Raw genomic sequence first — 21,811 nt, 5'->3', positions numbered from 1 at the left:
CCTCCGCAGGTGTGTCGCCTGATATGGGGACAATACACCCACGGAAAAGGCATCTGCGTCCGCAGCGCTTCAGCAACCTGAGCAGAAAAGGAGACGGAGGGGATTACGTCGTTTGTGGCAGAAACGACGTAATCCCCTCCCCCCCATTTTCTTACCAGACCAGGTCGTCGGGGACCTGGAACTGTGCGTAGTAGGCGTCGTCCTCGGCGTTGCCTGTGGAGATCTCGGCGCTGGAGCCGGGCGTGCCATGGTCGACGATGATGGCTTCCGGGGCGCGTTCACGCACCTTCTCCGCTGCCGCGCGTGGCAGCACCGCGTAGCCATCGCCATGGGCCACAATGACCAGCACGCCCACCGACAACGCCTTGCGCAGCTTGGTATCGATCAACAGGGTGCGGATCAACGCGCCATCGCTGAAGCGGTACTCGTCCTCGCCTTTGTGCGGCACGGCGTGGGCGCTGATGATCTGCTTGGCCTGCGCCTTGCGCTCAGCCTGCTTGGCCTGCGCGTTGCGCTCGGCAGCCAGCGCACGGTCACGCTCGATCTTCTCGGCGCGCGCGCGTTCAGCTTCACGCTGGACCTCCGCCGACGTCGACTCGGCCTTGCCCTGGCGGGCCTTGGCCTGTTCACGCGCGGCGGCGCTGGCCTGCGACTTCTTGGCCAGGCCGGCCTTGAGCAATTGTTCCTGCAGCGCGTTGGGCTTTGCCATGGTCGATACGTACCGCGTGTAATCTGGATGCCCCATTCTACCGACGCGCCGACGCCCCTGCATGGCTGTCCTGAAGTACCTCACCGGCTACCCCGAACCCCTGGTCGCCCAGGTCAGCGATCTGCTGGCACAGGGCAAGCTCGGCCCCTGGCTGCAGCAGCGCTACCCCGACCCGCATGAGGTGCGCAGCGACCGCCAGCTGTACGACTACACCCAGGACATGAAGGACCGCTACCTGCGCAAGTCGGTGCCGCTCAACAAGGTCTGCTACGACAACACGCTGGAGGTCATCAAGCATGCCTTGGGCACCCACACCGCCATTTCCCGTGTACACGGCGGCCGGCTCAAGGCCAGCCGCGAGATCCGCATCGCCACCGTGTTCCGGCAGGCGCCAGCCGCCTTCCTGCGCATGATCGTGGTGCACGAGCTGGCCCATCTGAGGGAGGCCGACCACAACAAGGCCTTCTACCAGCTGTGCCAGCACATGGAGCCGGATTACCTGCAGCTGGAGTTCGATACCCGCCTGTACCTGACCGAGCTGGCCAACCGCGGCCAGCGCTGAGCCGGCGTAGCGGCTACACTGCGCGCCCCCTGCCCGACCTTTCGCCATGGAACCGACCCGACTCGACAAACGCCTGTCCGCCCTGCTCGGCATCCCGCGTGGTGAAGCGCGGCGCTATATCGAGGGCGGCTGGGTCAGCGTCGATGGCGAAGTGGTGGAACAGCCGCAGCGCCCGGTGGACGAGAGCGCCAGCATCGTGGTGGCCGAGCAGGCCAGCGACAGCAAGGCCGAGCGCGCCAGCATGCTGCTGCACAAACCGGCGGGCGTGCCAGCCGATGCCCTGTGCGCGCTGATCCGCACCGAGACCCGCAGCGAACTGGATGCCAGCGACATCCGTCCGCTGCAACGGCACTTCCACGGCCTGCAGCTGGCATCCTCCCTGCCGGCCGACGACAACGGGCTGGTGGTGGTCAGCCAGGATCCGGCGGTGCTCGCGCACCTGCAGCGCAACCTGGGCCGCACCGAACAGGAGTACCTGGTCGAAGTGGCTGAAGGCGGCCCGGAACGTGGCCCGTGGCTGATGGCCCGGCTGCAGCATGAAGCAGGCGGCCCGAAGGTCAGCTGGCAGAGCGAGCAGCGCCTGCGTTTTGCAGGCAAGGGACTGACCGCGAAGGGCCTGAGGACGGCGGTGACGGCTGCCGGCCTGCAGGTGGTGGCCGTACGCCGCCTGCGCATCGGCCGGGTGGCGCTGGGCCCGCTGGCCGTGGGCCAGTGGCGCTATCTGGGCAGCGACGAGCGGTTCTGAGTCACGGCGCTTCATCCACGCATGGCGTGGATCTACCGGTGGCGCTTCATCCACGCATGGCGTGGATCTACCGGTGACAGTTCATCCACGCGTGGCGTGGATCTACCGGTGGCAGTTCATCCACGCATGGCGTGGATCTACCGGTGACAGTTCATCCACGCGTGGCGTGGATCTACCGGTGACAGTTCATCCACGCGTGGCGTGGATCTACCGGTGGCAGTTCATCCACGCATGGCGTGGATCTACCTCCATGCGTAGCCAGGATCTACCATCGGCGTCATGAGTCTGCGCAAACCCCTATGGCGACGCCTGCTGCGCGTGGCCGCGATCATCATCGCCGCCCTGCTTCTGCTGGTGCTGTCCGGCCTGCTGCTGGCCGACCACCTGGCCCCGCAGGCGCGCGGCGAAGCGTCGCAGGTACTGCCGCTGCAACCTGCGCAGACGCCCATCGATCGGCAGATGATGCCCCTGCAGGCCGCCCATCCCGGGCAGTCTGGCGTAGCCTTCCTCAGCGATGGCATGGATGCGTTCGCTGCCCGCGCGATGGTCACCGAGCACGCCGGCCGCAGCTTGGACCTGCAGTACTACATCTGGCACGACGACCTGATCGGCCACTTGATGGCCAAGGCGCTGTACGACGCTGCCGAACGTGGCGTGCGCGTGCGCATCCTGCTTGATGACATGAATGCCAAGGACAAGGATGCGTTGATGATGGCGCTCGATGCGCATCCCAACATCGAGCTTCGCCTGTACAACCCGTTCCGCAACCGCAGCGGCTTGGCCCGCACGCTGGAGCTGGTGCAACGCGCCTTCAGCGTGAACCACCGCATGCACAACAAGAGCTGGATCGCCGATGGCCGCATCGCGATCGTGGGTGGCCGCAACATCGGCGAGGAATATTTCAGCGCGCGCAGCGACGTGAATTTCCAGGACCTGGACCTGGTGGTAGCCGGCCCGGCCGTGCAGCAGGCCAACCAGATCTTCGACGACTACTGGAACAGCGACGCGGCGATTCCGATCTCGGCGCTGGCAACCTATACCGATGCACAGCTGCGCCAGCTGGTGCGCCAGTCCGATCTGGACGCGCTGCATGCGCAGGCCCAACCGTACCTGCAGCGCGTGGCCGAGTCGCGCCAGCGCCAGCGTGCCAGCCCGGAGCCGCTGCACTGGAGCAGGCAGGTACGGATCGTGTCCGATCCACCGATGAAGCACCACGGCGATGCACACGACGACTGGCTGGTCACCGAGCTGGTCCAACAGCTGCAGTCGACACGCTACAAGGCACTGTTGATCTCGCCGTACTTCGTTCCCGGCAGCGAAGGGCTGGACGGCCTTTCGGCGATGGCCGGCCGCGGCGCCCAGGTCGGCGTGGTGACCAACTCACTGGCGGCCAACGATGTGGCTGCCGTGCACGGTGGCTACATGGGCTACCGGGTGCCGCTGCTGAAGGCCGGCGTACAGCTGTACGAACTGAAGGCGAACGGCCAGGCCGGTGACGGCAGCCTGTTCGGCAGCAGCGGCGCCAGCCTGCACACCAAGGCATTGCTGGTCGACGACCGGCGCGGGTTCGTCGGATCGTTCAACCTCGATCCGCGTTCGGCCTATCTCAACACCGAGATGGGCGTGCTGTTCGACGATCCGGTGCTGGGCGCACAGCTGCGCGCGGAATACCTGCGCCTGGCCAGCCCGGAACACAGCTGGTGGCTTGCGCTCGGCGCTGATGATGAGCTGCGCTGGCTGCAGCGCGAGCCGCCGCCGCACTGGGTCGATGCCGAGCCCGGCAGCAGCCTCGGCAAACGCTGGACGGCACGGGTGATCAGCTGGTTGCCGCTGGAATCCCAGCTGTAACGATCAGGGGGCGTTCCCCTCGCCATCGCCGTGCAGGCTTTCGTCCAGGGTTTCCACATTGCGCCCATGCAGGCGCCGCCAGATCCAGCGCAGCGCGTGTGGCGGCGCTGCCGGCAATTGTTCCAGCAAGGCCAGCATGCGGCCCTGGCTGGCATGCCCGTGCCGACACAGCAGGCTGGCCGCCGCGGCGGCGCTGGCCAGGCGCAGGCTGTCGGCCAGCGGACCGTCTGCATCAGGCGCCAGGGCCTGATGCACCGGTTCGGGCAGTTCCCACGCTGCTGCCACCCGCTGCGCCAACGGCAGTGACCACTGCTGCAGCAACTGCAGGGCCAGGGCGGGCTCCACTTCTTCGCCACGCACCTGTGCTTCCTGCAGCAGTTGACGCATGACCAGCGCCGCGCCCAGGCCCTGCACCAGGCCCAGCCATTGCGCAGCGAAGGCATCGCCGAAGGTGACCGTGCGGGCGTGGTCGGCGGCCGCGCGCGACGCCAGCAGCGCGTGCTCCCATATGATCGAACTGAACTGCGGGAACACCTCGCACTGCACCTGCATCACCGGCTGCACCAGCACGGCGCTGATGATCTGCCGCACACCTTCGGTGCCGACCAGGGTCACCGCCCGCTGCAGGCTTTCCACGGGCCGCTCGTGCACCTTGTAGGCCGGGCTGTTGGCGATCCGCAGCAGGTTGCCGGTCAGCACCGGATCCTGGCCGATGATCGCCGCCATCACCCGCGCCGATGCAACGTCGTCATTGACCGTCTGGATCAGCTGCGGCAGCAGTTGCGGGCGCCGCGGCAGCTGCCGGGTAGCCCAGTCGCGGTCCTGCAGCGCGCGGTCCACCGCTTCGGCCAGACCCGATGCGCTGACCGCCGCCGGTTCGCCTGCCAAGCGCGGATACAGGGCCAGCGCGTGCAGTCCGCGCTGCAGGTGGGCGGCGACCTCGGCCGCCGGCAAGGCGTCGCCCTGCAGGCTGGCCGCCGCGGCCGCCACGGCCTGGCGGGGGGCTGCGGCCAGGCGTGCCGGGGCCTGCCCGGACAGCTGCGACAGCCAACGGAGCACAGATCGCCACCACGCTGCGGTCATCGCCGCCCATCCTGTCGTTGTCCTGCTGCCACTGCCTGCCCCTGCGCCTTCATCACATCCGGCGACCTGCCGTCGTCGCAGCATCGGCCGCACTTTCATCTTCTTTAACCCGGGCGCGTCCGGCGTCGACGGCATATCCCGGGCGAATGGACTAGAATGGCGCCGCGCGACCCGTCCCCCTGTACCGACGACGTCGCTTTTTTTGTTTTCGGACCCTACCGTTCATTGGCAGTTCGCCGCAGTTCACCGCAGATCGCGCCATCGGAGACCCCATGCTATTCGAAACCCTCGCAACCACCGGCCACGAACAGGTGGTGTTCTGCCACAACCAGGATGCCGGCCTGCGGGCAATCATCGCCATCCACAACACCACCCTGGGCCCCGCCCTGGGCGGGGTGCGCATGCGCCCCTACGCCAGCACCGACGATGCGCTGGCCGATGTGCTGCGGCTGAGCCGCACGATGACCTACAAGAATGCGCTGGCCGGTCTCAATGTCGGTGGCGGCAAGGCGGTGATCATCGGCGACCCCAAGGTCGACAAGACCGAAGTGCTGTTCCGCGCGTTCGGCCGCTATGTCGATTCGCTGGGTGGTCGCTACATCACGGCCGAGGACGTCGGCACCGACGTCAACGACATGGAGAACATCTACCTGGAGAGCCAGTTCGTCACCGGCGTGCACCAGGTCCATGGCGGCTCGGGAGATCCGGCGCCGTTCACCGCCTATGGCGCGCTGCAGGCGTTGATGGCCTCGATGCGCTTCAAGTTCGGCCATGAGGAAGTGGGCAAGACCAGCATCGCGGTGCAGGGCCTGGGCCATATCGGCATGGAACTGGTGAAGCTGCTGCGCGACCGTGGCGCCAAGCTGTACGTGACCGATCTGGACAGCGCGCTGGTGGATCGTGCAGTCAACGATTTCGGCGCCGAGGCAGTCAAGCCGGACGAGATCCACGAAGTGAACGCCGATGTGTTCGCGCCGTGCGCGCTGGAAGGCGCGATCAACGCTGACACGCTGCCGCGGATCAAGGCGAAGATCATCTGTGGCACCGCCAACAACCAGCTGTCCAGCCTGGAGATCGGCGACGAGCTGCATGCGCGCGGCATCCTGTATGCCCCCGACTACGCGGTCAACGCTGGTGGCGTGATGAACGTGTCGCTGGAAATCGACGGTTACAACCGCGAGCGCGCGATGCGGCTGATCCGCAGCATCTACCACAACCTGACGCGCATCTTCGAACTGTCGCAGCGCGAGAACATTGCCCCGCAGCGCGCGGCTGACCGGATCGCAGAAGCGCGCATCCTGTCGATCGGCAAGCTGAAGATGCCGCTGGGCCGCAGCACACCGCGCCTGGGCGACCTGCGCGGCGGCTGAGCGCCGCCCCCGGCAACCGGACGCGTGCCGACCGTGGGTCGGCACCGCCGGATGAACGCGCCGGGCAGGACGCCCGGCGCCATGATCAGAAACCGGTGCTGTAGCGCAGCGCCGCCTGACGTGCATCATCGCCACCCACGCGCTGGTCGATGCCCAGGCTCAGGCGGCCATTGCGGCCCCACCACGATTCCAGCGCCAGGCCGAACAAGGCACTGCCACGCGGTGCGTCAACACCGGCCAACGGCGCCCAGGCATCAACGCCGACGAAACTTGCCTGCCAGGCCTGCTCACCGCCATCCAGCCGTTGCTGCCATTCGGCATGGCCGCGCAGGGTCCAACGACCCCACTGCCGCTCACCCCGCAGGCCCGCCAGCATCTGGCTGCGCTGTGCACGCGACGCCTCACCGCGCAGGCCGAAGCCGAAGCCGCCCTGCTCGCTGAAGCCATCGGTGTCCAGACGGGTGCTGCTGGCTCCCAGGTACGGTGTCAACGACGCACCGATGCGCCCGAAACGGTAGCCGCCTTCAACGCTGGCACTGCTGAAACGTCCGCCGTAGCGCGCGGACACACCGTAGGCACCGGCACCCAGCAGCAACTGGCGATCCAGTTCCCGGGTGAACTGGCCGGTGCCGAACTGGGCCAGCGCATAGCCACGCCCCAGGTTCCAGCCGGCATACAACTGCGCCTGCGCCTGGCGGTCACGCCCACGATCACCACTGAAGTTGCTGCCGCCGTTGCTGCGGGTTTCGCCAAAGGCCATGCCCAGCAGGCCGTTGCTGCCCAGTGCCACGTCCTGGCCGGCCATCCAGCCCTGGCTGTCGGCGGCGTTGCCGGCAAAGCTGCCCTGCCCGGCTTCGCCCAGCGCGCTCTGCCAGGCGCCACGCAGCTTCGGCGCAGCCTGCACGCGGTCGAAGCGCTCGGCAACCGCGCGGCGCGACATGTCCACGCTGTCGAAGGTCGACGCTTCAGCGCGCGCATGCGCTTGTCCGGACAGGCTCTCCAGGCTCGCCGACAGGCCATCGGTTCCGCCAGACGTACGCTGCAGCGCGCCTGCGGCCACGCCGAACGCCGAGCCCTGCAGATCCGCATTGCGGTCCAGCGCGGTGAATGCCGACTGCACCCGCAGTGCCGATGCCTGTGCATTGGCGCCCAGGCCCGATGCGGCTGCCGAAACGTTGACCTGGGTCAGGTCCATCCAAGCGTCGTTGCTGCCATAGCCGTACTGCGCCTGCAGCAGGGTCAGGCCGTTGGCGCCGGTGTTGGCCACCGGCGTGGTGAACGTGCCGTTGATACCGCCGTTGGCATGGACCAGACCCTGGCGGCTGCCGACCTGCGGCACGTAACCGGACACGATGCCATCGACCACCACGCCGCCGGCCAGGCGTGCGGTGCCGGTCACCTGCAGCGCGTTCACCCCCAGCGCGACGATCAGCTGCGCATCCGGCCGCTGGCTGTAATTGCCTTCGATGGTCGCGGTGGTGTTGGCGTTGACCAGCACCACGCTGGCGCCGTTGTCGACGTTGCCGATCACCCGCGGCGTGCCGGGCATGAACTGCAGGCCGGCCATCGAGGCACCGCCGGCACCGGAAACGCTGATATTGGAACGGATCACGGCGCCACCGCGCAGGGCCAGGGTGCCGCGCTCGATGCGGGTCGCACCGCTGTAGCTGTTGTTGCCGCTCAGCTCCAGCCGGCCATCGCCGCGCTTGATCAGGCCGCCAGCGCCGGTGATGTCGTTGCTCCAGATCGAGCCCGAAGAGGCCGCGTCGACATTGACCGTGACATCGCCCCAGTCGAAGCGGCCGGGACCGTTCACCGCCTTGCCGACGTTGAGCATGCCGTAGCCGTAGATGGGATCGACGCCCGGCGCACCGATGTCGGTGGCGGTGCCGAGCAGGGTCTGCCGTACCAGGTCGTTGTCGAAGTAGGGATAGCGCTGCCAGACCAGCGCCGCAGCACCGGAGATCAGCGGCGCGGCAAAGGACGTACCGTAGTTCCACAGGTACTTGCCGGTACCCGGCTCCGGAAACACCGCGCTGCCGGGAGCGGTCAGGCAATAGCGCGCGGCGTCGCCACAGGCATTGGCCCACGGCGCACGTTCACCGGGCTTGTTCGGATCAATCGCAGTAGCTACCAGCCAGCCTTTTTCCAGATCCGCTGCCGGCAGCGATCCGCCGAAGCCACGCTGGCTGGGCAGCGCGGCCACGCTGCTGGGCTGGTCGCGCCCTTCGTTGCCTGCGGCGAACACCACGAGGCCACCGTGATTGATGATGAAGGGGCGATATTCGCCCGCGACCTGCGCTGTGGTGCCGAGGTCAGTCCAGTACAGGCCGCCCCAGGAATTGTTCATCACCTTCACGCCGTAGTTGATCAGGTCCTGGTGGACGCCGGCCACGCCCAGCGTGCCGCTGAAGGAATTGCCCCGGCCACTGCCGTCATCCTTGGGCGTGGTGTCGGAAATGATGCGTGCCGAGACGATCTCCGCCCCCTGTGCGATGCCGCCGGGCCAGACCCCCACCGGTACACCGGCCGCCAGGCTGGCGACGGCCGTGCCATGGCCAAGCACGTCATCGACGTTGAGATTGTTGCGGCTCGGGTCGATGTAGTTGAGGTTGGCCACCACCCGTCCGTTCAGCGCCTCGGCACTGCGCAGCACGCCCGAATCGACGATGCCGATGCGCACGCCGCGACCGGTCGCGCCGGTGGCCTGTGCGGGACGCGCGTTGGTCTGTGCCAGATGCGCATCCACGGCCGGCTCCAGCGGTCTGGCAGCGGGAGGCGGGGTGACCGGGGGCGTGACCGGAGGCGTGGTCGGGGGCGGGTCGATGCGCACGTTGCTGCCGCCGCCTCCACCGCCACACGCCGTCAGCGCCACCGCCAGCGCCGATGCCAGGACCGACCTTCCCATCGTCTTACGTTCCATCGTTTCCTTCCCATGAACGTTGGCCTGCCGCCATCCGGGCAGGCATCCAGTACTGCCCAGCGGCAGTCTTCGCCGACCCTCTATACTGGGCCGACCCCCACGCAGTCTGCCGGGAAACGGCGCCGTATCCAACGCCCGTCGTCTCCTTTCCGAACATTGCTCACGCATCAACGAGATTGCCATGTCCAACATCGTCATCGCCGCCGCCAAGCGCACCGCCATCGGCTCCTTCCTCGGCCAGTTCAACGGCGTTCCGACCCCGACCCTCGGCGCGGCCGCCATCGCCGCCGCGCTGGAACAGTCGGGCGTGCCTGCCAGCGACGTCTCCGAAGTCCTGATGGGCTGCGTGCTGCCGGCCAATCTCGGCCAGGCCCCTGCCCGCCAGGCAGCGATCGCCGCCGGTATTCCGCTGTCGGTCGGCGCCACCACCCTCAACAAGGTCTGCGGTTCGGGCATGAAGGCCATCATGCTCGGGCATGACCTGATCAAGGCCGGTTCGGCCAAGGTCGTGGTCGCCGGCGGCATGGAGTCGATGTCCAACGCGCCGCACCTGCTGCCCAATTCGCGCACCGGCAACCGTTTCGGCAACTTCCAGGCGGTGGACCACATGGCCCACGACGGCCTGGTCAATGCCTATGACGGCAAGGCCATGGGCGAGTTCGCCGAATGCGCCGTGGACAAGTACCAGTTCACCCGCGAAGAGCAGGACGCCTACTCCATCGAATCGGTCAAGCGCGCACAGGCAGCCCAGGCCAACGGCGCCTTCGCCGACGAGATCGTTGCGGTGAAGGTCGCCACCCGCAAGGGTGAAGTCGAGGTCGCCAGCGACGAACAGCCCGGCCGTTCGGACATTGCCAAGATCCCGACCCTGCGCCCGGCCTTCAAGAAGGACGGCAGCGTGACCGCCGCCAGTTCCTCCAGCATCTCCGACGGCGCTGCCGCCGTGGTCCTGCTGACCGAAGAAGATGCTGCCGCACGCGGCCTGCAGCCGCTGGCGCGCATCGTCGGCCATGCCACCCATTCGCAGGAGCCGGAGTGGTTCACCACCGCCCCGATCGGTGCCATCCACACCCTGCTGGCGAAGACCGGCTGGTCGCTGGACCAGGTCGATCTGTTCGAAGTCAACGAGGCCTTCGCCGTGGTGGCGATGGCACCGATGCGCGAACTGGGCATCCCGCACGACAAGCTCAACGTGAATGGCGGTGCCTGCGCGCTGGGCCATCCGATCGGCGCCTCCGGCGCACGCCTGGTGGTCACCCTGGTCAACGCATTGCGCACGCGCGGCGGCAAGCGCGGCATTGCCACCCTGTGCATCGGCGGCGGCGAAGCGACGGCTATCGCCATCGAGTTGATCTGAAAGGGTTTAACGTCTATTTCGCAAAAATGAATGCGGGATCGCTTGACACCCAATCTTGGCTTGTCATCATGTTGTCGGCGCGCAGCATGCGCGTTGCCTAATTCTAACGACGAGGATTTACACAATGAGCATCAACAAGCTGCTGGTCGCGATGTCCCTGGCTCTGGCCCTGGCCGCCTGCTCGAAGCAGGAAGCTGCCCAGGACGCCGCTGCTTCGGCCAACCAGGCCGCCACCGAAGCCCAGGCTGCTGCCGACCAGGCCGCCGCTGCTGGCGCCCAGACCGCCGACGCTGCCCAGCAGGCCGCTGACACCGCCGCCACCGCTGCTGACGCTTCGGTCGACGCCGCTGCCCAGGCTGCTGGCGCTGCCACCGACGCCGCTGCTGGCGAAGCCAAGGACGCCGCCAAGGCTGCCGAAGCTACCGCTGAGCAGGCCAAGGACGCTGCTGAAGAAGCCAAGAAGTAATAACTTCTTTCTTCAAGCTGTTCTGAAAAAGCCGCTGGTTCGCCAGCGGCTTTTTCTTTGCGCGCAGTTCCGTGCGCAGGTCACCACCAGGTCTTCACAACGGTATGAATAGGCTGGCGTCCCCATCCATTGCAGTACCGGAGACCGCCATGAAGATCCGTCCGCTGACCACTACCCTGCTGGCCGCCTCCCTGCTGCTCGCACTGGCTGCCTGCAAGGGCCCGGAAGCCGAACAGGCCAAGCAGGATGCCGCGCAGGCCGCCGACAGCGCCGGTGTCGCCGCACGCGATGCCGTCGACAAGGCCGCTGCCGCCACCCGCGACGCTGCCGACAAGACCGCTGCCGCCTCTGAACAGGCTGCCGCCGATACCCAGCAGGCGCTGGACAGCGCCGCAGCCGCGACCGCCACCGCCGCCGACAAGGCCAAGGTCGCAGCCACCGATGCCGCCGCCCACGCCAGCGACGCCACGGCCGATGCCGCGCAGAAGGTTGCCGACAAGGCCCGCGATGTTGCTGACGACGCCAAGGCCACTGCCGCCAAGGAAGAAGCCAAGCACTAAGGCCTTCGCGTTCGTCGGGCATCGCCCGGCGCAACCGGAAAAGCCGCGGCATCGCCGCGGCTTTTCTGCTTTTCGCTTCTTCTGTTGATTCCGTGCTGGGCGCGCACGGAAACCGTCCAGGGCCGCGCGGGTGGGCTGCGCAGGGGCGTAAGCGCCCTGGGCCCGAGGCATGCCTCGGGCGGGTTGGGCAGGACGCCCAACCCCGGTCTTGCCGTGTGCGCAGGACAGCGCACAGGAGCAAGGCGCGCCCGAGCCTACATGGACGTATTTACGGCGCCCCCTGCGCAGCCCACCCGCGCGGCCCTGCTCACACTCCAGCAGCGCCCACCACGAGGGGCCTCGCCGTTGGCCGTCACCTACGGCAGCGCACGCGCCAGCATCGCCGCCACATCCAACCCCGCCGGCAGCGTGCCGAATGCCAACCCATGCTCGCCGTGCAACCGGCTGCGGATGAACGCTTCGGCCATTGGACTGCGTGCACGCAGCAACAGCGCGGCCTGCAGCAGCAAGGCAGTGCGTTCGCAGAAGACCCGTGCCTGTGCCTCCTCCGGCGCCGCCGCATCGCGCCACTGCTGCAGTGCCGACGCATAACGCGCATCACGATCGGCCACCGCCTCCAGTTCACCGTGCAGCGCCGCCAGCACCTCCGGCTCGCGCGCCAGCGCGCGCAGCACATCCAGGCACTGGATGTTGCCGCTGCCTTCCCAGATCGAATTCAACGGTGCCTGCCGGTACAGCCGCGGCAACATCGATTCCTCCACGTAGCCGGCACCGCCCAGGCATTCCTGCGCTTCGTTGACGAACGCAGGTGCGCGCTTGCATATCCAGTACTTGCCCAAGGCCGTACCCAGCCGCGCGAGCGCGGCCTCGGCCGGATCGCTGCCAGCGCGATCGACCGCGCGTGCGATGCGCATCGCCAGCACCGTGGCCGCTTCCGATTCCAGCGCCAGATCGGCCAGCACGTTGCCCATCAGCGGATGGTCCAGCAGTGGCTTGCCGAAGGTGCGCCGATGCCGCGCGTGATGCAGCGCCTGCGCCAGCGCCATGCGCATTTCCGCCGCAGCGCCCAGCATGCAGTCCAGCCGGGTCATCATCACCATGCCGATGATGGTGGCCACCCCGCGTCCCTCCTCGCCCACACGCCAGGCCTGTGCGCCACAGAACTCCACTTCGCTGGATGCGTTGGCCCAGTCGCCCAGCTTGTCCTTCAAGCGCATCAGGCGGAATGCATTGCGATCGCCGTCGGCCAGGCGCCGTGGCATCAGCAGGCAGGTCAATCCGGCCGGCGCCTGCGCCAGTACCAGGAAGCCATCGCACATGGGTGCGGAGAAAAACCATTTGTGGCCGATCAGCCGATAGCGCTCGCCGTCGATGGGTTCGGCGCGGGTGGTGTTGGCGCGCACATCCGAACCGCCCTGCTTCTCGGTCATGCCCATGCCCAGGGTGATGCCGGCCTTGTCGGCCACTGGCACATCGCGCGGGTCGTATACCGGTGCGGCGGCCTTGCGCGACCACTCGGCCAGATGCGGCTGCCCGCGCAGCACGGCTACCGCGGCGTGGGTCATGGTCAACGGGCAGCTGGTGCCGGCCTCGGCCTGGTGGTGCAGGTAGCTCAGCGCAGCGCGCGCGACATGCGCGCCGGGCTGCGGCTCGTGCCAGGACAACCCTGCCACGCCATGTTCCTTGGCCGTCTGCATCAACTGGTGATACGCCGGATGGAATTCCACGGTATCGATGCGATGGCCCTGTGCATCATGGGTACGCAGGCGTGGGCGATCGCGGTTGGCGTCGAAGCCGATGCGGTACAGCGCGTCGCCGGCCAGTCCTCCGTACGCCGCCAACCGCGGTGCGAACGCCGCCGCGCCCTCGCGCTGCACGGCCTCCATCAATGCGATGTCGTCGGTCCACAGCTGCCGGCCGGCAAACGGCGGCGGCTGGTTGAGCACCACATGGGTTTCGTAGGGGGCGCTGCTGTTGAAGCTCGGTCCACTCATCGGTTCCTTCCCCGCCGGCAAGAGGTGTGCGGTCCGATTGTGCCGTATCGCCCGGCAACCCCGCGTTCAGGCCGATTCTCGCCACGTGCACGACCGGACCGCCACAGTGACGGCATGGCAGGCAAAGACGATCTGGTAGTACTGCGGCCGGAAGGGCTGTACTGCGCGGCAGGCGATTTCCATATCGATCCCTGGCGGCCGGTACCGCGCGCGGTCATCACCCATGGCCATGGCGACCATGCGCGTCCGGGCATGGGCGAGTACCACTGCAGCACCGGCAGCGTGCCGATTCTGCGCTGGCGCCTGGGCGATGTGCCGCTGCACGCGCATGCCGAGGGCGTGCCGTTCGCGCTGGGCCGGGTGCAGGTATCGCTGCATCCCGCCGGCCACGTGCTCGGCTCGTCGCAGGTGCGCATCGACGATGGTGAGCAGGTCTGGGTGGCGTCGGGCGACTACAAGCGCCAGCCCGACCCGACCTGCACTGCATTCGAAGTGGTGCCCTGCGATACCTTCATCACCGAGGCGACCTTTGCGCTGCCGATCTACCGCTGGCCCGATACCCGTGCCGTGGCGGCCGAGATCGCCGCCTGGCGCCGCGAGTGCGCGCAGCGGGGCGAAGCGGCAGTGCTGCTCTGCTATGCGCTGGGCAAGGCGCAACGCGTGCTTGCCGAGCTGCGTGCGGTGGATGACCAGCCTGCCTGGCTGCATGGCGCCATCGCCAACGGCGTGGCCGTCTATCGCCAGGCCGGTGTGCCCATGCTCGACACGCTCACCGTTGCCGAACAGGGGCGTCAGCCCGATGCGGCCGGCCAGCTGATCCTGGCCCCGCCCTCGGCCGCCGGTACGCCGTGGCTGCGCCGGTTCGGCCGTCACCAGCTCGGTTTCGCCTCGGGCTGGATGCAGTTGCGCGGCAACCGCCGCCGGCGCAACGTCGACCGTGGCTTTGTGATCTCCGACCATGCCGATTGGCCAGCGCTGCTGCAGACCATCACCCAGACCGGCGCGCAGCGGGTCATTGCCACCCACGGCAACACCGATGCGTTGATTCCGTACCTGCGCGAACGCGGCGTCGCCGCCGAAGCGTTCCGCACCGATTTCGGAGGCGAGGAATGAAGGCCTTCGCCGCGCTGTACCAGCGGCTGGATCGCAGCACGGCGACGCTGGACAAGCGCGCGGCGTTGATCGATTACTTCCAGCACGCACGCCCGCATGACGCAGCGTGGGCGCTGTACCTGCTCAGCGGCGGCAAAGTGGGCGGCGCGCGGCGGAAAATTGCCGGCAGCGGCGAATTGCGGGCGTGGATCGCCGACGAATCCGGCCTGCCCCCCTGGCTGGTCGAAGACAGCTACGCGCAGGTCGGCGACCTTGCTGAAACGCTTACCCTGCTGCTGGATGATCCGGCCACCGAAGCCGAGGATCGGCCTCTGGCCGACTGGATCGAACAACACCTGCTTGCCGTTGCCAACCAGCCGGAGCCGGTGCGTCGTGCCGCCGTAGTCGACGGATGGCGACAGCTGGCATCGGCCGAACGCCTGGTCTTCAACAAGCTGCTGACCGGCGCCCTGCGCGTTGGTGTGTCGCAGCGCGTGGTGCAGCAGGCATTGGCCGAGTGGTCCGGGCTGGATATCGCCCGCATCGCCCAGCGCATGCTCGGCGACTGGGTGCCCTCCCCCGGCCTGCTTACCACCTTGCTGTCTGCCGAAGAACTGCCGACCGATCGTCAGCAGCCCTACCCGTTCTTCCTCGCTTCGCCGCTGGAAGGGGAGCCCACCGAGCGGCTGGGCGACATCAGCCACTGGCTGCTGGAATGGAAGTGGGATGGCATCCGCCTGCAGTTGCTGCGGCGCCAGGGCGAGGTGGCGTTGTGGTCGCGCGGCGAAGAACGGCTGGACGGTCGCTTCCCGGAGATCGAGCAGGCGGCAGCGTCTCTGCCCGATGGCTGCGTGCTCGATGGCGAGCTGCTGGCATGGGACGACGCCGACAATCTGCCGCGTGCATTCACCGCCCTGCAGACCCGCATCCAGCGCCGCAAACCCGGCGCCGCCACCCTGCGCAACACGCCGGTACGCGTGCTCGCCTACGATCTGCTTGAGCGCGACGGCGAGGACCTGCGTGCACTGCCGCTGCAGCAGCGACGCGTGCAGTTGGCCGAGGTGGTCGGCGCGCTCGGCGATCCGCGCATCCAGCTCTCGCCCGAGGTAGACGCCGACGATTGGCAGCATGCCGCGCAGCTGCGCGAAGCATCGCGCGAGCGTGGTGTGGAAGGGCTGATGCTCAAGCGTCGTGATTCGGTCTACCAGTCCGGGCGTCGCCGTGGCGACTGGTGGAAGTGGAAGGTCGAACCGCTCACGATCGATGCAGTGTTGCTGTACGCGCAGGCAGGTCATGGTCGGCGCAGCACGCTGTATACCGACTACACCTTCGGCGTCTGGGACGGCGAGACACTGGTTCCAGTGGCCAAGGCCTATTCCGGTCTGGACGACAAGGAAATCCTCGCCCTCGATCGCTGGATCCGCGCACACACCCGTGAGCGCTTCGGCCCGGTGCGCAGCGTCGCCGCCGAGCAGGTGTTCGAACTCGGCTTCGAAGCGGTCAACCGCAGCGCGCGCCACAAGTCCGGCATTGCCGTGCGCTTTCCACGCATCCTGCGCTGGCGCCACGACAAGCCGGCTGCCGAAGCCGACCACCTGGCCCAGTTGCAGGCGCTGGCGCGATGAAGCGCAGCGATGCGCTGCAGCGCCTGCACGAGTGGTTCGGCAGCCGCGGCTGGCGCCCCCTGCCCTTCCAGCGCGCGATGTGGCGTCACTATCTGGCGGGCGAATCGGGCCTGCTGCACACCCCAACCGGCAGCGGCAAAACTCTTGCCATGTTCGGCGGCCCCTTGCTGCAGGCGATGCTCGACCCGCCCCCCGCACCGCGTCGCGCCAGCGCGGTGCGCCCGCTGCAGGTGCTGTGGGTGACACCGCTGCGGGCGCTGGCCAGCGATACCGCACGCGCGCTGCAGGCGCCGATCGACGGCCTGGGCCTGGGCTGGCGCGTGGGGCTGCGCAGCGGCGATGCCAGCAACCGCGACCGGCGCCTGGCCCGCGAAGGTCGCATCGACGTGCTGGTCACCACGCCGGAGTCGCTGGCGCTGCTGCTCAGCTATCCCGACACCCTTGAGCGCATGCGCCAACTGCGCTGCGTGGTGGTGGACGAATGGCACGAACTGCTGGGCAACAAGCGCGGCGTGCTGCTGCAGTTGAATCTGGCGCTGCTGCGTGAGGCAGCCCCGGCGATGCAGCTGTGGGGGCTGTCGGCCACATTGGGCAACCTGCCACAGGCACGCGACGTACTGCTGCCACACCGTCCACAGGCAACGATCGTGGAAGGTGCACGGCAGCGGCCGGTGACGATCCGCAGCCTGCTGCCCGAACCCGGCGAACGCTTTCCATGGGCCGGGCATCTTGGCCTTTCCCATCTTCCGCGCGTGCTCGACGCGCTGTTCCGTGCACGCAGCAGCCTGCTCTTCACCAATACCCGTGCGCAGGCGGAGCTGTGGCACCAGGCCCTCGCAGCCGTGTGGCCGGAAGATGCCGGCACGCTCGCCCTGCACCATGGATCATTGGATCCCACGCTGCGACAGCAGGTCGAGGACGGACTGCGTGCGGGCACGCTGCGCTGCGTGGTGGCCACCTCCAGCCTGGATCTGGGCGTGGACTTTCCGGAAGTGGACCAGGTGCTGCAGCTGGGCAGCCCGAAGGGCGTGGCGCGCCTGCGCCAGCGCGCTGGGCGTGCACGCCATCGGCCCGGTGCCAGCGGCCAGATACTGTGCATTCCCAGCCATGCGCTGGAACTGGCCGAGTACGCGGCGGCCCGGCACGCGTTGCATGACGGGGTGATCGAAGCGCGACGTCCTCCCACGTTGTCGCTGGACGTATTGGCCCAGCACGCCGTCAGCCGCGCGCTGGCGGGCGGCTTCAACGCCGATGCACTGCTGGAACAGGTCCGTGGCACGCATGCCTTCGCCGCGCTGGAGGACGCACAATGGAATGCGGTGATCGATTTCATCGTGCAGGGCGGACGTGCATTGTCCCGGTACCCGGAGTTCCACAAGGTGGTACGCGATGCCGACGGCGTGTACCGCATGCCCGATCGCCGCCAGGCGCTGCGCCATCGGCTGTCGATCGGCACCATCAGCAGCGACGGCAGCGTGCGCGTACAGTTCCTGCGTGGCGGCAGCCTGGGCGCGGTGGAAGAGCAGTTCGCCAGCCGCCTGCGCCGCGGCGACCGTTTCCAGTTTGCGGGGCGGCTGCTGGAGCTGGTGCAGCTTCGCGACATGACCGCGTTCGTGCGCGTGGCGCGCGGTGGTGGTGATGGCGTGGTACCGCGCTGGCAGGGCGGTCAACTGCCACTGTCGATGCCCTTGGGCCGCGAACTGGAAAAGGTGCTGTCAGGCGCCGACCAGAGCGCGGAGTCGCGGTGGCTTGCACCGCTGCTGGCATTGCAGTCGCAGCTGTCTGCGGCGCCATCGCCCGACCACCTGCTGGTGGAAGACGTGCGCCGACGCGAAGGCCAGTTCCTGTTCGTCTATCCCTTTGCGGGCCGCCATGTGCACGAAGCGCTGGCCGCGCTGCTGGCCCTTCGCTGCACCCGTCGGCAACGCAACAGCATCGGCTATGCAGTGAATGACCATGGCCTGGTGCTCGCTCCGGCCACGCCGGTGGATCTGCAGGAACAGGACTGGCGGGCAATGCTGGATGCTGGCGATCTGCTGCAGGACCTGCGCGAAGCGGTGAACCTGGGCGAGCTGGCGCGCCGCCAGTTCCGCGGCATCGCGCGCGTAGCGGGCCTGCTGCTACCCAGCCTGCCGGGTGGCATGCCACGCTCGCTGCGCCAGCTGCAGGCCTCCGCCGGACTGCTGCATGACGTGCTGCGCGAGCACGACCCGGAGCATCTGCTGCTGGCATTGGCCGAGCAGGAAGTACTGCACGACAGCCTCGACCTGCCCGGGTTGCAGCAGGTGCTGGCACGCATCGCCACACGTTCGTTGTCCCTGCAGCGGCCCTCATCACTGACCCCGCTGGCATTTCCCTTGTGGGCCGAACGCCTGCGTGGGCAGTTCAGCAATGAAGACTGGCGCACGCGCGTGCAGCGTGCCGCGCAGCAGCTGGAGCGCCGCCATGGCCGCTGATCTTCCGCTGCAGCTGGGAGGTGAGTCGATGCTTCTGCTCGGCGGCCGGGCGCTGCTGTGGCCGGCGCAGCGCGCGCTGTTGATCGCCGACCTGCACCTGGGCAAGGCGGACGTGTTCCGGCGTGCGGGAATCGCCCTGCCGTCGGGCGGCACCGGCAATGACCTGCAGCGCCTGCAGGACCTGGTGACCATGCACCAGTGCCAGCAACTATGGATCCTCGGCGACGTCCTGCACGGCCCGGCGCATCGCGCGGCCTGGTATCAGCAATGGCTCGGTTGGCGAGAGCAGCACGCGGCGCTGGACATTCACGTGGTTCGCGGCAATCACGACCGTGATCTGCCGAAGGCGGCGCTGCAGGTGCAGATGCATGACGACGCGCGATGGGGACCGTTCCTGCTGCGGCACGAGCCTCTGGCCGATGCCTCCGCGCACGTGCTGGCGGGCCATGTGCATCCGCAGGTTGCGTTGCCGGCACTGCGTCGGCGCTTCCCCGCGTTCTGGCTGCGCCACGGCGTGACCATCCTGCCGGCATTCTCGGCATTCACCGCCGGTGTGGTGCCTGTGCTCGCGCCGGGCGAACAGCTGCTCGCCTGTGTGGAAGACAGCGTAGTGCCGCTACCGGTTCGCTGAGGCGTCGAGACCTGCGCGGGATTACGACGGGCGGGCGGCGATTCCGTGCATCAGGCTGAAATCCTGCGTCGCCTCGTCGGCATGACGCGGCAGTGCCTGTATCGCCATCAGCATTTCCTGTGCGCAGGCGCGGATATGGCCGTGGCTTTCCGGTGATGCGTGGCTGATCAGACTGCCGACATGAAACTCGAACACATCTTCCAGTACGTCGGGCTGGTCCTCGTGCAGCATCCGCAGCAGACCGCGCAGCTTGCAGATTTCCGATTCCAGCTTCTCGACCGCGAACAACATGGCATCCTCCTCGTTCGTGCGGCGCATCCGGGCCGCAGCAGGCAACGACGGCGGCGCCACCCGGGCCACGCGATGATCGATCACGAAAAGGAAAGCGGGCGACGCGGCTGCCGCGTGCTCATCTCTTGTCGCACATACGGGGTGAGGCAATCGTTAAATGCCGTAACGAAGGGCTTCACGCGGTGGCCGGCATTTCCACGCCCTGTAGCGGCAGGGGCGCAGCGGCAAGCGCCTGGATGAATGCCGGATCGAGCGGCAACGCGCCCAGCCATCCGTGCTGGGTGCCGCTGAGCACGCGCAGCATGTGCCCACGCCCGCCAGGCAGTCGTCCCATCGGCCCCAGCAGCACATCGCGCGCCTTTGCCCACGCATCGCGATCGGACTGGAACAGCGGCGTCAGCCAGCGGCTCCAGCGCTGATAGACCGCCACATGCGCACGTCGTTGCGCCTGGTAGGCCTGCAATGCCGGTTCGCCACCACCGTGGGTGCGTAACGCGTCGCGCAGTGCCAGTGCATCCAGCAGCGCCATGTTCACGCCCTGCCCCAGCTGCGGGCTCATCGCATGTGCTGCATCGCCTGCCAGCACCAGCCGCCCCTGATGCCAACGCTTCATCACGGCATCGCGGTACACCGCACGCGCCAGCTGACCGGCGTCGCGCAGATGGGCGAAGCGCGCGCCCGCCTGTGGCCACAGCGCATGCAGTTCTTCCAGCCACGGCGCCATGCCGTCGCCCTGCCAGCGGTCGAAATCCGCACGCGGCAGGCTCCAGAAGAAGCTCAGGCGAGGCGTGTCGTCACCGGGTCGGGTGCCCACCGGCAGCAGGCCGATCATCTTGCGCGCGGCGACGTAGCGCTGCCGCAGCTGCTGCATGTGTGGCCAGTCTTCGGCCGGCAACAGGCACCACAGCGCGCCCCACGGGTACACCCGGTCCAGCGCCGCGCCACCGTCGACGGCGTTGCGCAGCGTGGAGGCGGCGCCGTCGGCGGCAACCACCAGATCGAACGGTCCGTGCGTGCGACCGTCGCTGTCGCGCAGCCGCCCCTGCTGGTGATCGACCTCGACGATGGTCGTGCCCACGTGCAGCTCGCCGGCGCCTTCACGCGCCTGGTCCAGCACCGAGAACAACGCCCCGCGCTGCATGCCCATGCCGTGCAGTCGCGCATCCAGGCCGTCATAGCCCATGTCCATCACCGCGCGCTCGCACGGCGTATCGCCATACAGCCGTCGCACCGGCATGGCGTAGCCACGCACGGCCTCAAGCAGGCCCATCTGCCACAGCACCTGCAGTCCGCTGGGCTGCAGCAGGAATCCCGCACCCACCGGCCCGGGGGTCGGCACGCGTTCGAAGATCTCCACCTCGTGGCCATCACGGGTGAGCAGGATGGCCAATGCCTGGCCAGCGGTGCCGTATCCAATCACGGCGATGCGCAGTCGTTCCGTCATGCCTGCATTGTGCCATCGGCGCAGGGGCGGTACATCAGCTGCCCCCTCTTCCGAGCAGATGTGCATCGGGCTCCGCCACCACTGCCGGCTCTCCTGCGAATGTCCCCCGGCAGCCTCTGCGCGGCTGCCTCCTCCTTTACTTCGCAGGAGAGCCGGCAATGGTGGCAGCGCTCAGCTTTCATGGCCTCTGTTGGCGCGCGCGATTCCGCAACGGGAGCGCCTGTCCTTGCGTGCGAAGTAAAGGAGGAGGCGATGGCCGCAGGCCGGCGCCGGGGGACATTCGCACGCAAGGACAGGCGCTCCCGCCGCAAGAGCATCTTCACGGCGAGCAAAAAAAAACCCCGCCGAAGCGGGGTTTTCAACGCACTATCGAGTGGATCACTCGGCCGGAACGATGTTCGAGGCCTGGGCGCCCTTCGGGCCCTGGGTCACGTCGTAGGTGACCTTCTGGCCTTCCTGCAGACTGCGGAAGCCCTTGGAGTTGATCGCGGAGAAGTGCGCGAAGACGTCGGCGCTGCCGTCCTCCGGCGAGATGAAGCCAAATCCCTTGGCGTCGTTGAACCACTTGACGGTACCGTTCGGCATGGTGATGCGTGACCTTATGCAATGAATGGGTGGTGTACGCTGAACCCGCGCACAAGCTGAGTATGCAAAG

At 67.9% G+C, this 21,811-nt stretch carries 18 protein-coding genes; 11 read left to right on the top strand and 7 right to left on the bottom strand.

Annotated features, from left to right (window positions below; genetic code table 11):
- Positions 1-151 precede the first annotated feature (151 nt).
- Entirely contained in the window at positions 152-709 is a 558-nt protein-coding gene (locus tag LC407_RS10320; RefSeq protein WP_223482782.1) for a DUF2058 domain-containing protein, read from the bottom strand.
- Positions 710-770: 61 nt separating this feature from the next.
- On the opposite strand from LC407_RS10320, the gene LC407_RS10315 reads away from it, so the two are divergent.
- The 3 genes from LC407_RS10315 to LC407_RS10305 all read left to right on the top strand — a co-directional run bounded on the left by LC407_RS10315 (position 771) and on the right by LC407_RS10305 (position 3,864).
- Positions 771-1,271 carry a M48 family metallopeptidase gene (locus LC407_RS10315; protein ID WP_025879163.1) on the top strand — a complete coding sequence of 167 codons (501 nt, stop codon included), beginning with the start codon at positions 771-773 and terminating at the stop codon, positions 1,269-1,271.
- A 46-nt stretch (positions 1,272-1,317) separates the two neighbouring features.
- Positions 1,318-2,016, top strand: coding sequence for an RNA pseudouridine synthase (locus tag LC407_RS10310; RefSeq protein ID WP_025879164.1), 699 nt, complete (start codon positions 1,318-1,320; stop codon positions 2,014-2,016).
- A gap of 279 nt (positions 2,017-2,295) precedes the next feature.
- A complete protein-coding gene (locus tag LC407_RS10305; RefSeq protein ID WP_223482781.1) occupies positions 2,296-3,864 on the top strand; it encodes a phospholipase D family protein in 1,569 nt (522 codons plus the stop codon).
- Positions 3,865-3,867: 3 nt separating this feature from the next.
- On the opposite strand, the gene LC407_RS10300 is transcribed toward LC407_RS10305, so the two are convergent.
- Positions 3,868-4,947, bottom strand: coding sequence for an HDOD domain-containing protein (locus LC407_RS10300; protein WP_223482780.1), 1,080 nt, complete (start codon positions 4,945-4,947; stop codon positions 3,868-3,870).
- A 272-nt stretch (positions 4,948-5,219) separates the two neighbouring features.
- Between LC407_RS10300 and LC407_RS10295 the strand changes: the two genes are divergently transcribed.
- A complete protein-coding gene (locus LC407_RS10295; RefSeq protein ID WP_025879167.1) occupies positions 5,220-6,317 on the top strand; it encodes a Glu/Leu/Phe/Val dehydrogenase dimerization domain-containing protein in 1,098 nt (365 codons plus the stop codon).
- Between the two features lie 85 nt (positions 6,318-6,402).
- Here LC407_RS10295 and LC407_RS10290 read toward each other — a convergent pair whose 3' ends face one another.
- Positions 6,403-9,240 carry a S8 family serine peptidase gene (locus tag LC407_RS10290; protein WP_223482779.1) on the bottom strand — a complete coding sequence of 946 codons (2,838 nt, stop codon included), beginning with the start codon at positions 9,238-9,240 and terminating at the stop codon, positions 6,403-6,405.
- Positions 9,241-9,421: 181 nt separating this feature from the next.
- Here LC407_RS10290 and LC407_RS10285 point away from each other — a divergent pair, with 181 nt between their 5' ends.
- The 3 genes from LC407_RS10285 (at position 9,422) to LC407_RS10275 (ending at position 11,623) form a co-directional block, all read left to right on the top strand.
- Positions 9,422-10,597, top strand: a complete 1,176-nt coding sequence (locus LC407_RS10285; protein ID WP_025879169.1) for a thiolase family protein — start codon at positions 9,422-9,424, stop codon at positions 10,595-10,597.
- Positions 10,598-10,721: 124 nt separating this feature from the next.
- On the top strand, positions 10,722-11,063 hold the full coding sequence (locus LC407_RS10280; RefSeq protein ID WP_025879170.1) for a hypothetical protein: 342 nt from the start codon (positions 10,722-10,724) through the stop codon (positions 11,061-11,063).
- Between the two features lie 149 nt (positions 11,064-11,212).
- Complete coding sequence (locus LC407_RS10275) at positions 11,213-11,623, top strand: hypothetical protein (RefSeq protein WP_025879171.1); 411 nt, start codon at positions 11,213-11,215, stop codon at positions 11,621-11,623.
- A 356-nt stretch (positions 11,624-11,979) separates the two neighbouring features.
- Here LC407_RS10275 and LC407_RS10270 read toward each other — a convergent pair whose 3' ends face one another.
- Positions 11,980-13,617 (bottom strand): acyl-CoA dehydrogenase family protein, encoded by a 1,638-nt coding sequence (locus LC407_RS10270; protein ID WP_025879172.1) that lies wholly within the window; start codon positions 13,615-13,617, stop codon positions 11,980-11,982.
- Between the two features lie 114 nt (positions 13,618-13,731).
- Here LC407_RS10270 and LC407_RS10265 point away from each other — a divergent pair, with 114 nt between their 5' ends.
- The 4 genes from LC407_RS10265 to pdeM are packed head-to-tail and all read left to right on the top strand — an operon-like array spanning position 13,732 to position 19,421.
- On the top strand, positions 13,732-14,730 hold the full coding sequence (locus LC407_RS10265; protein ID WP_032977105.1) for a ligase-associated DNA damage response exonuclease: 999 nt from the start codon (positions 13,732-13,734) through the stop codon (positions 14,728-14,730).
- Positions 14,727-16,334 carry an ATP-dependent DNA ligase gene (locus tag LC407_RS10260; protein ID WP_223482778.1) on the top strand — a complete coding sequence of 536 codons (1,608 nt, stop codon included), beginning with the start codon at positions 14,727-14,729 and terminating at the stop codon, positions 16,332-16,334. The genes LC407_RS10265 and LC407_RS10260 overlap by 4 nt, the downstream gene beginning before the upstream one ends.
- Complete coding sequence (locus tag LC407_RS10255) at positions 16,331-18,790, top strand: ligase-associated DNA damage response DEXH box helicase (protein ID WP_223482777.1); 2,460 nt, start codon at positions 16,331-16,333, stop codon at positions 18,788-18,790. Before LC407_RS10260 ends, LC407_RS10255 begins: the two co-directional genes overlap by 4 nt.
- Positions 18,780-19,421: a ligase-associated DNA damage response endonuclease PdeM gene (pdeM, locus tag LC407_RS10250; protein WP_080148862.1), complete on the top strand. Its 642-nt coding sequence runs from the start codon at positions 18,780-18,782 to the stop codon at positions 19,419-19,421. Before LC407_RS10255 ends, pdeM begins: the two co-directional genes overlap by 11 nt.
- Positions 19,422-19,442: 21 nt before the next feature.
- On the opposite strand, the gene LC407_RS10245 is transcribed toward pdeM, so the two are convergent.
- The 3 genes from LC407_RS10245 to LC407_RS10235 all read right to left on the bottom strand — a co-directional run bounded on the left by LC407_RS10245 (position 19,443) and on the right by LC407_RS10235 (position 21,741).
- Positions 19,443-19,712: a hypothetical protein gene (locus LC407_RS10245; RefSeq protein WP_025879177.1), complete on the bottom strand. Its 270-nt coding sequence runs from the start codon at positions 19,710-19,712 to the stop codon at positions 19,443-19,445.
- A 175-nt stretch (positions 19,713-19,887) separates the two neighbouring features.
- Entirely contained in the window at positions 19,888-21,156 is a 1,269-nt protein-coding gene (locus LC407_RS10240; RefSeq protein WP_033831732.1) for an NAD(P)/FAD-dependent oxidoreductase, read from the bottom strand.
- A 378-nt stretch (positions 21,157-21,534) separates the two neighbouring features.
- Positions 21,535-21,741, bottom strand: coding sequence for a cold-shock protein (locus LC407_RS10235; protein WP_019183439.1), 207 nt, complete (start codon positions 21,739-21,741; stop codon positions 21,535-21,537).
- Between the last annotated feature and the right edge of the window lie 70 nt (positions 21,742-21,811).

Origin of the sequence: Stenotrophomonas sp. OVS01A (assembly GCF_019969775.1) — a bacterium.
Taxonomy (GTDB): domain Bacteria; phylum Pseudomonadota; class Gammaproteobacteria; order Xanthomonadales; family Xanthomonadaceae; genus Stenotrophomonas; species Stenotrophomonas indicatrix.
This window is presented reverse-complemented; position numbering and strand designations above follow the sequence as displayed.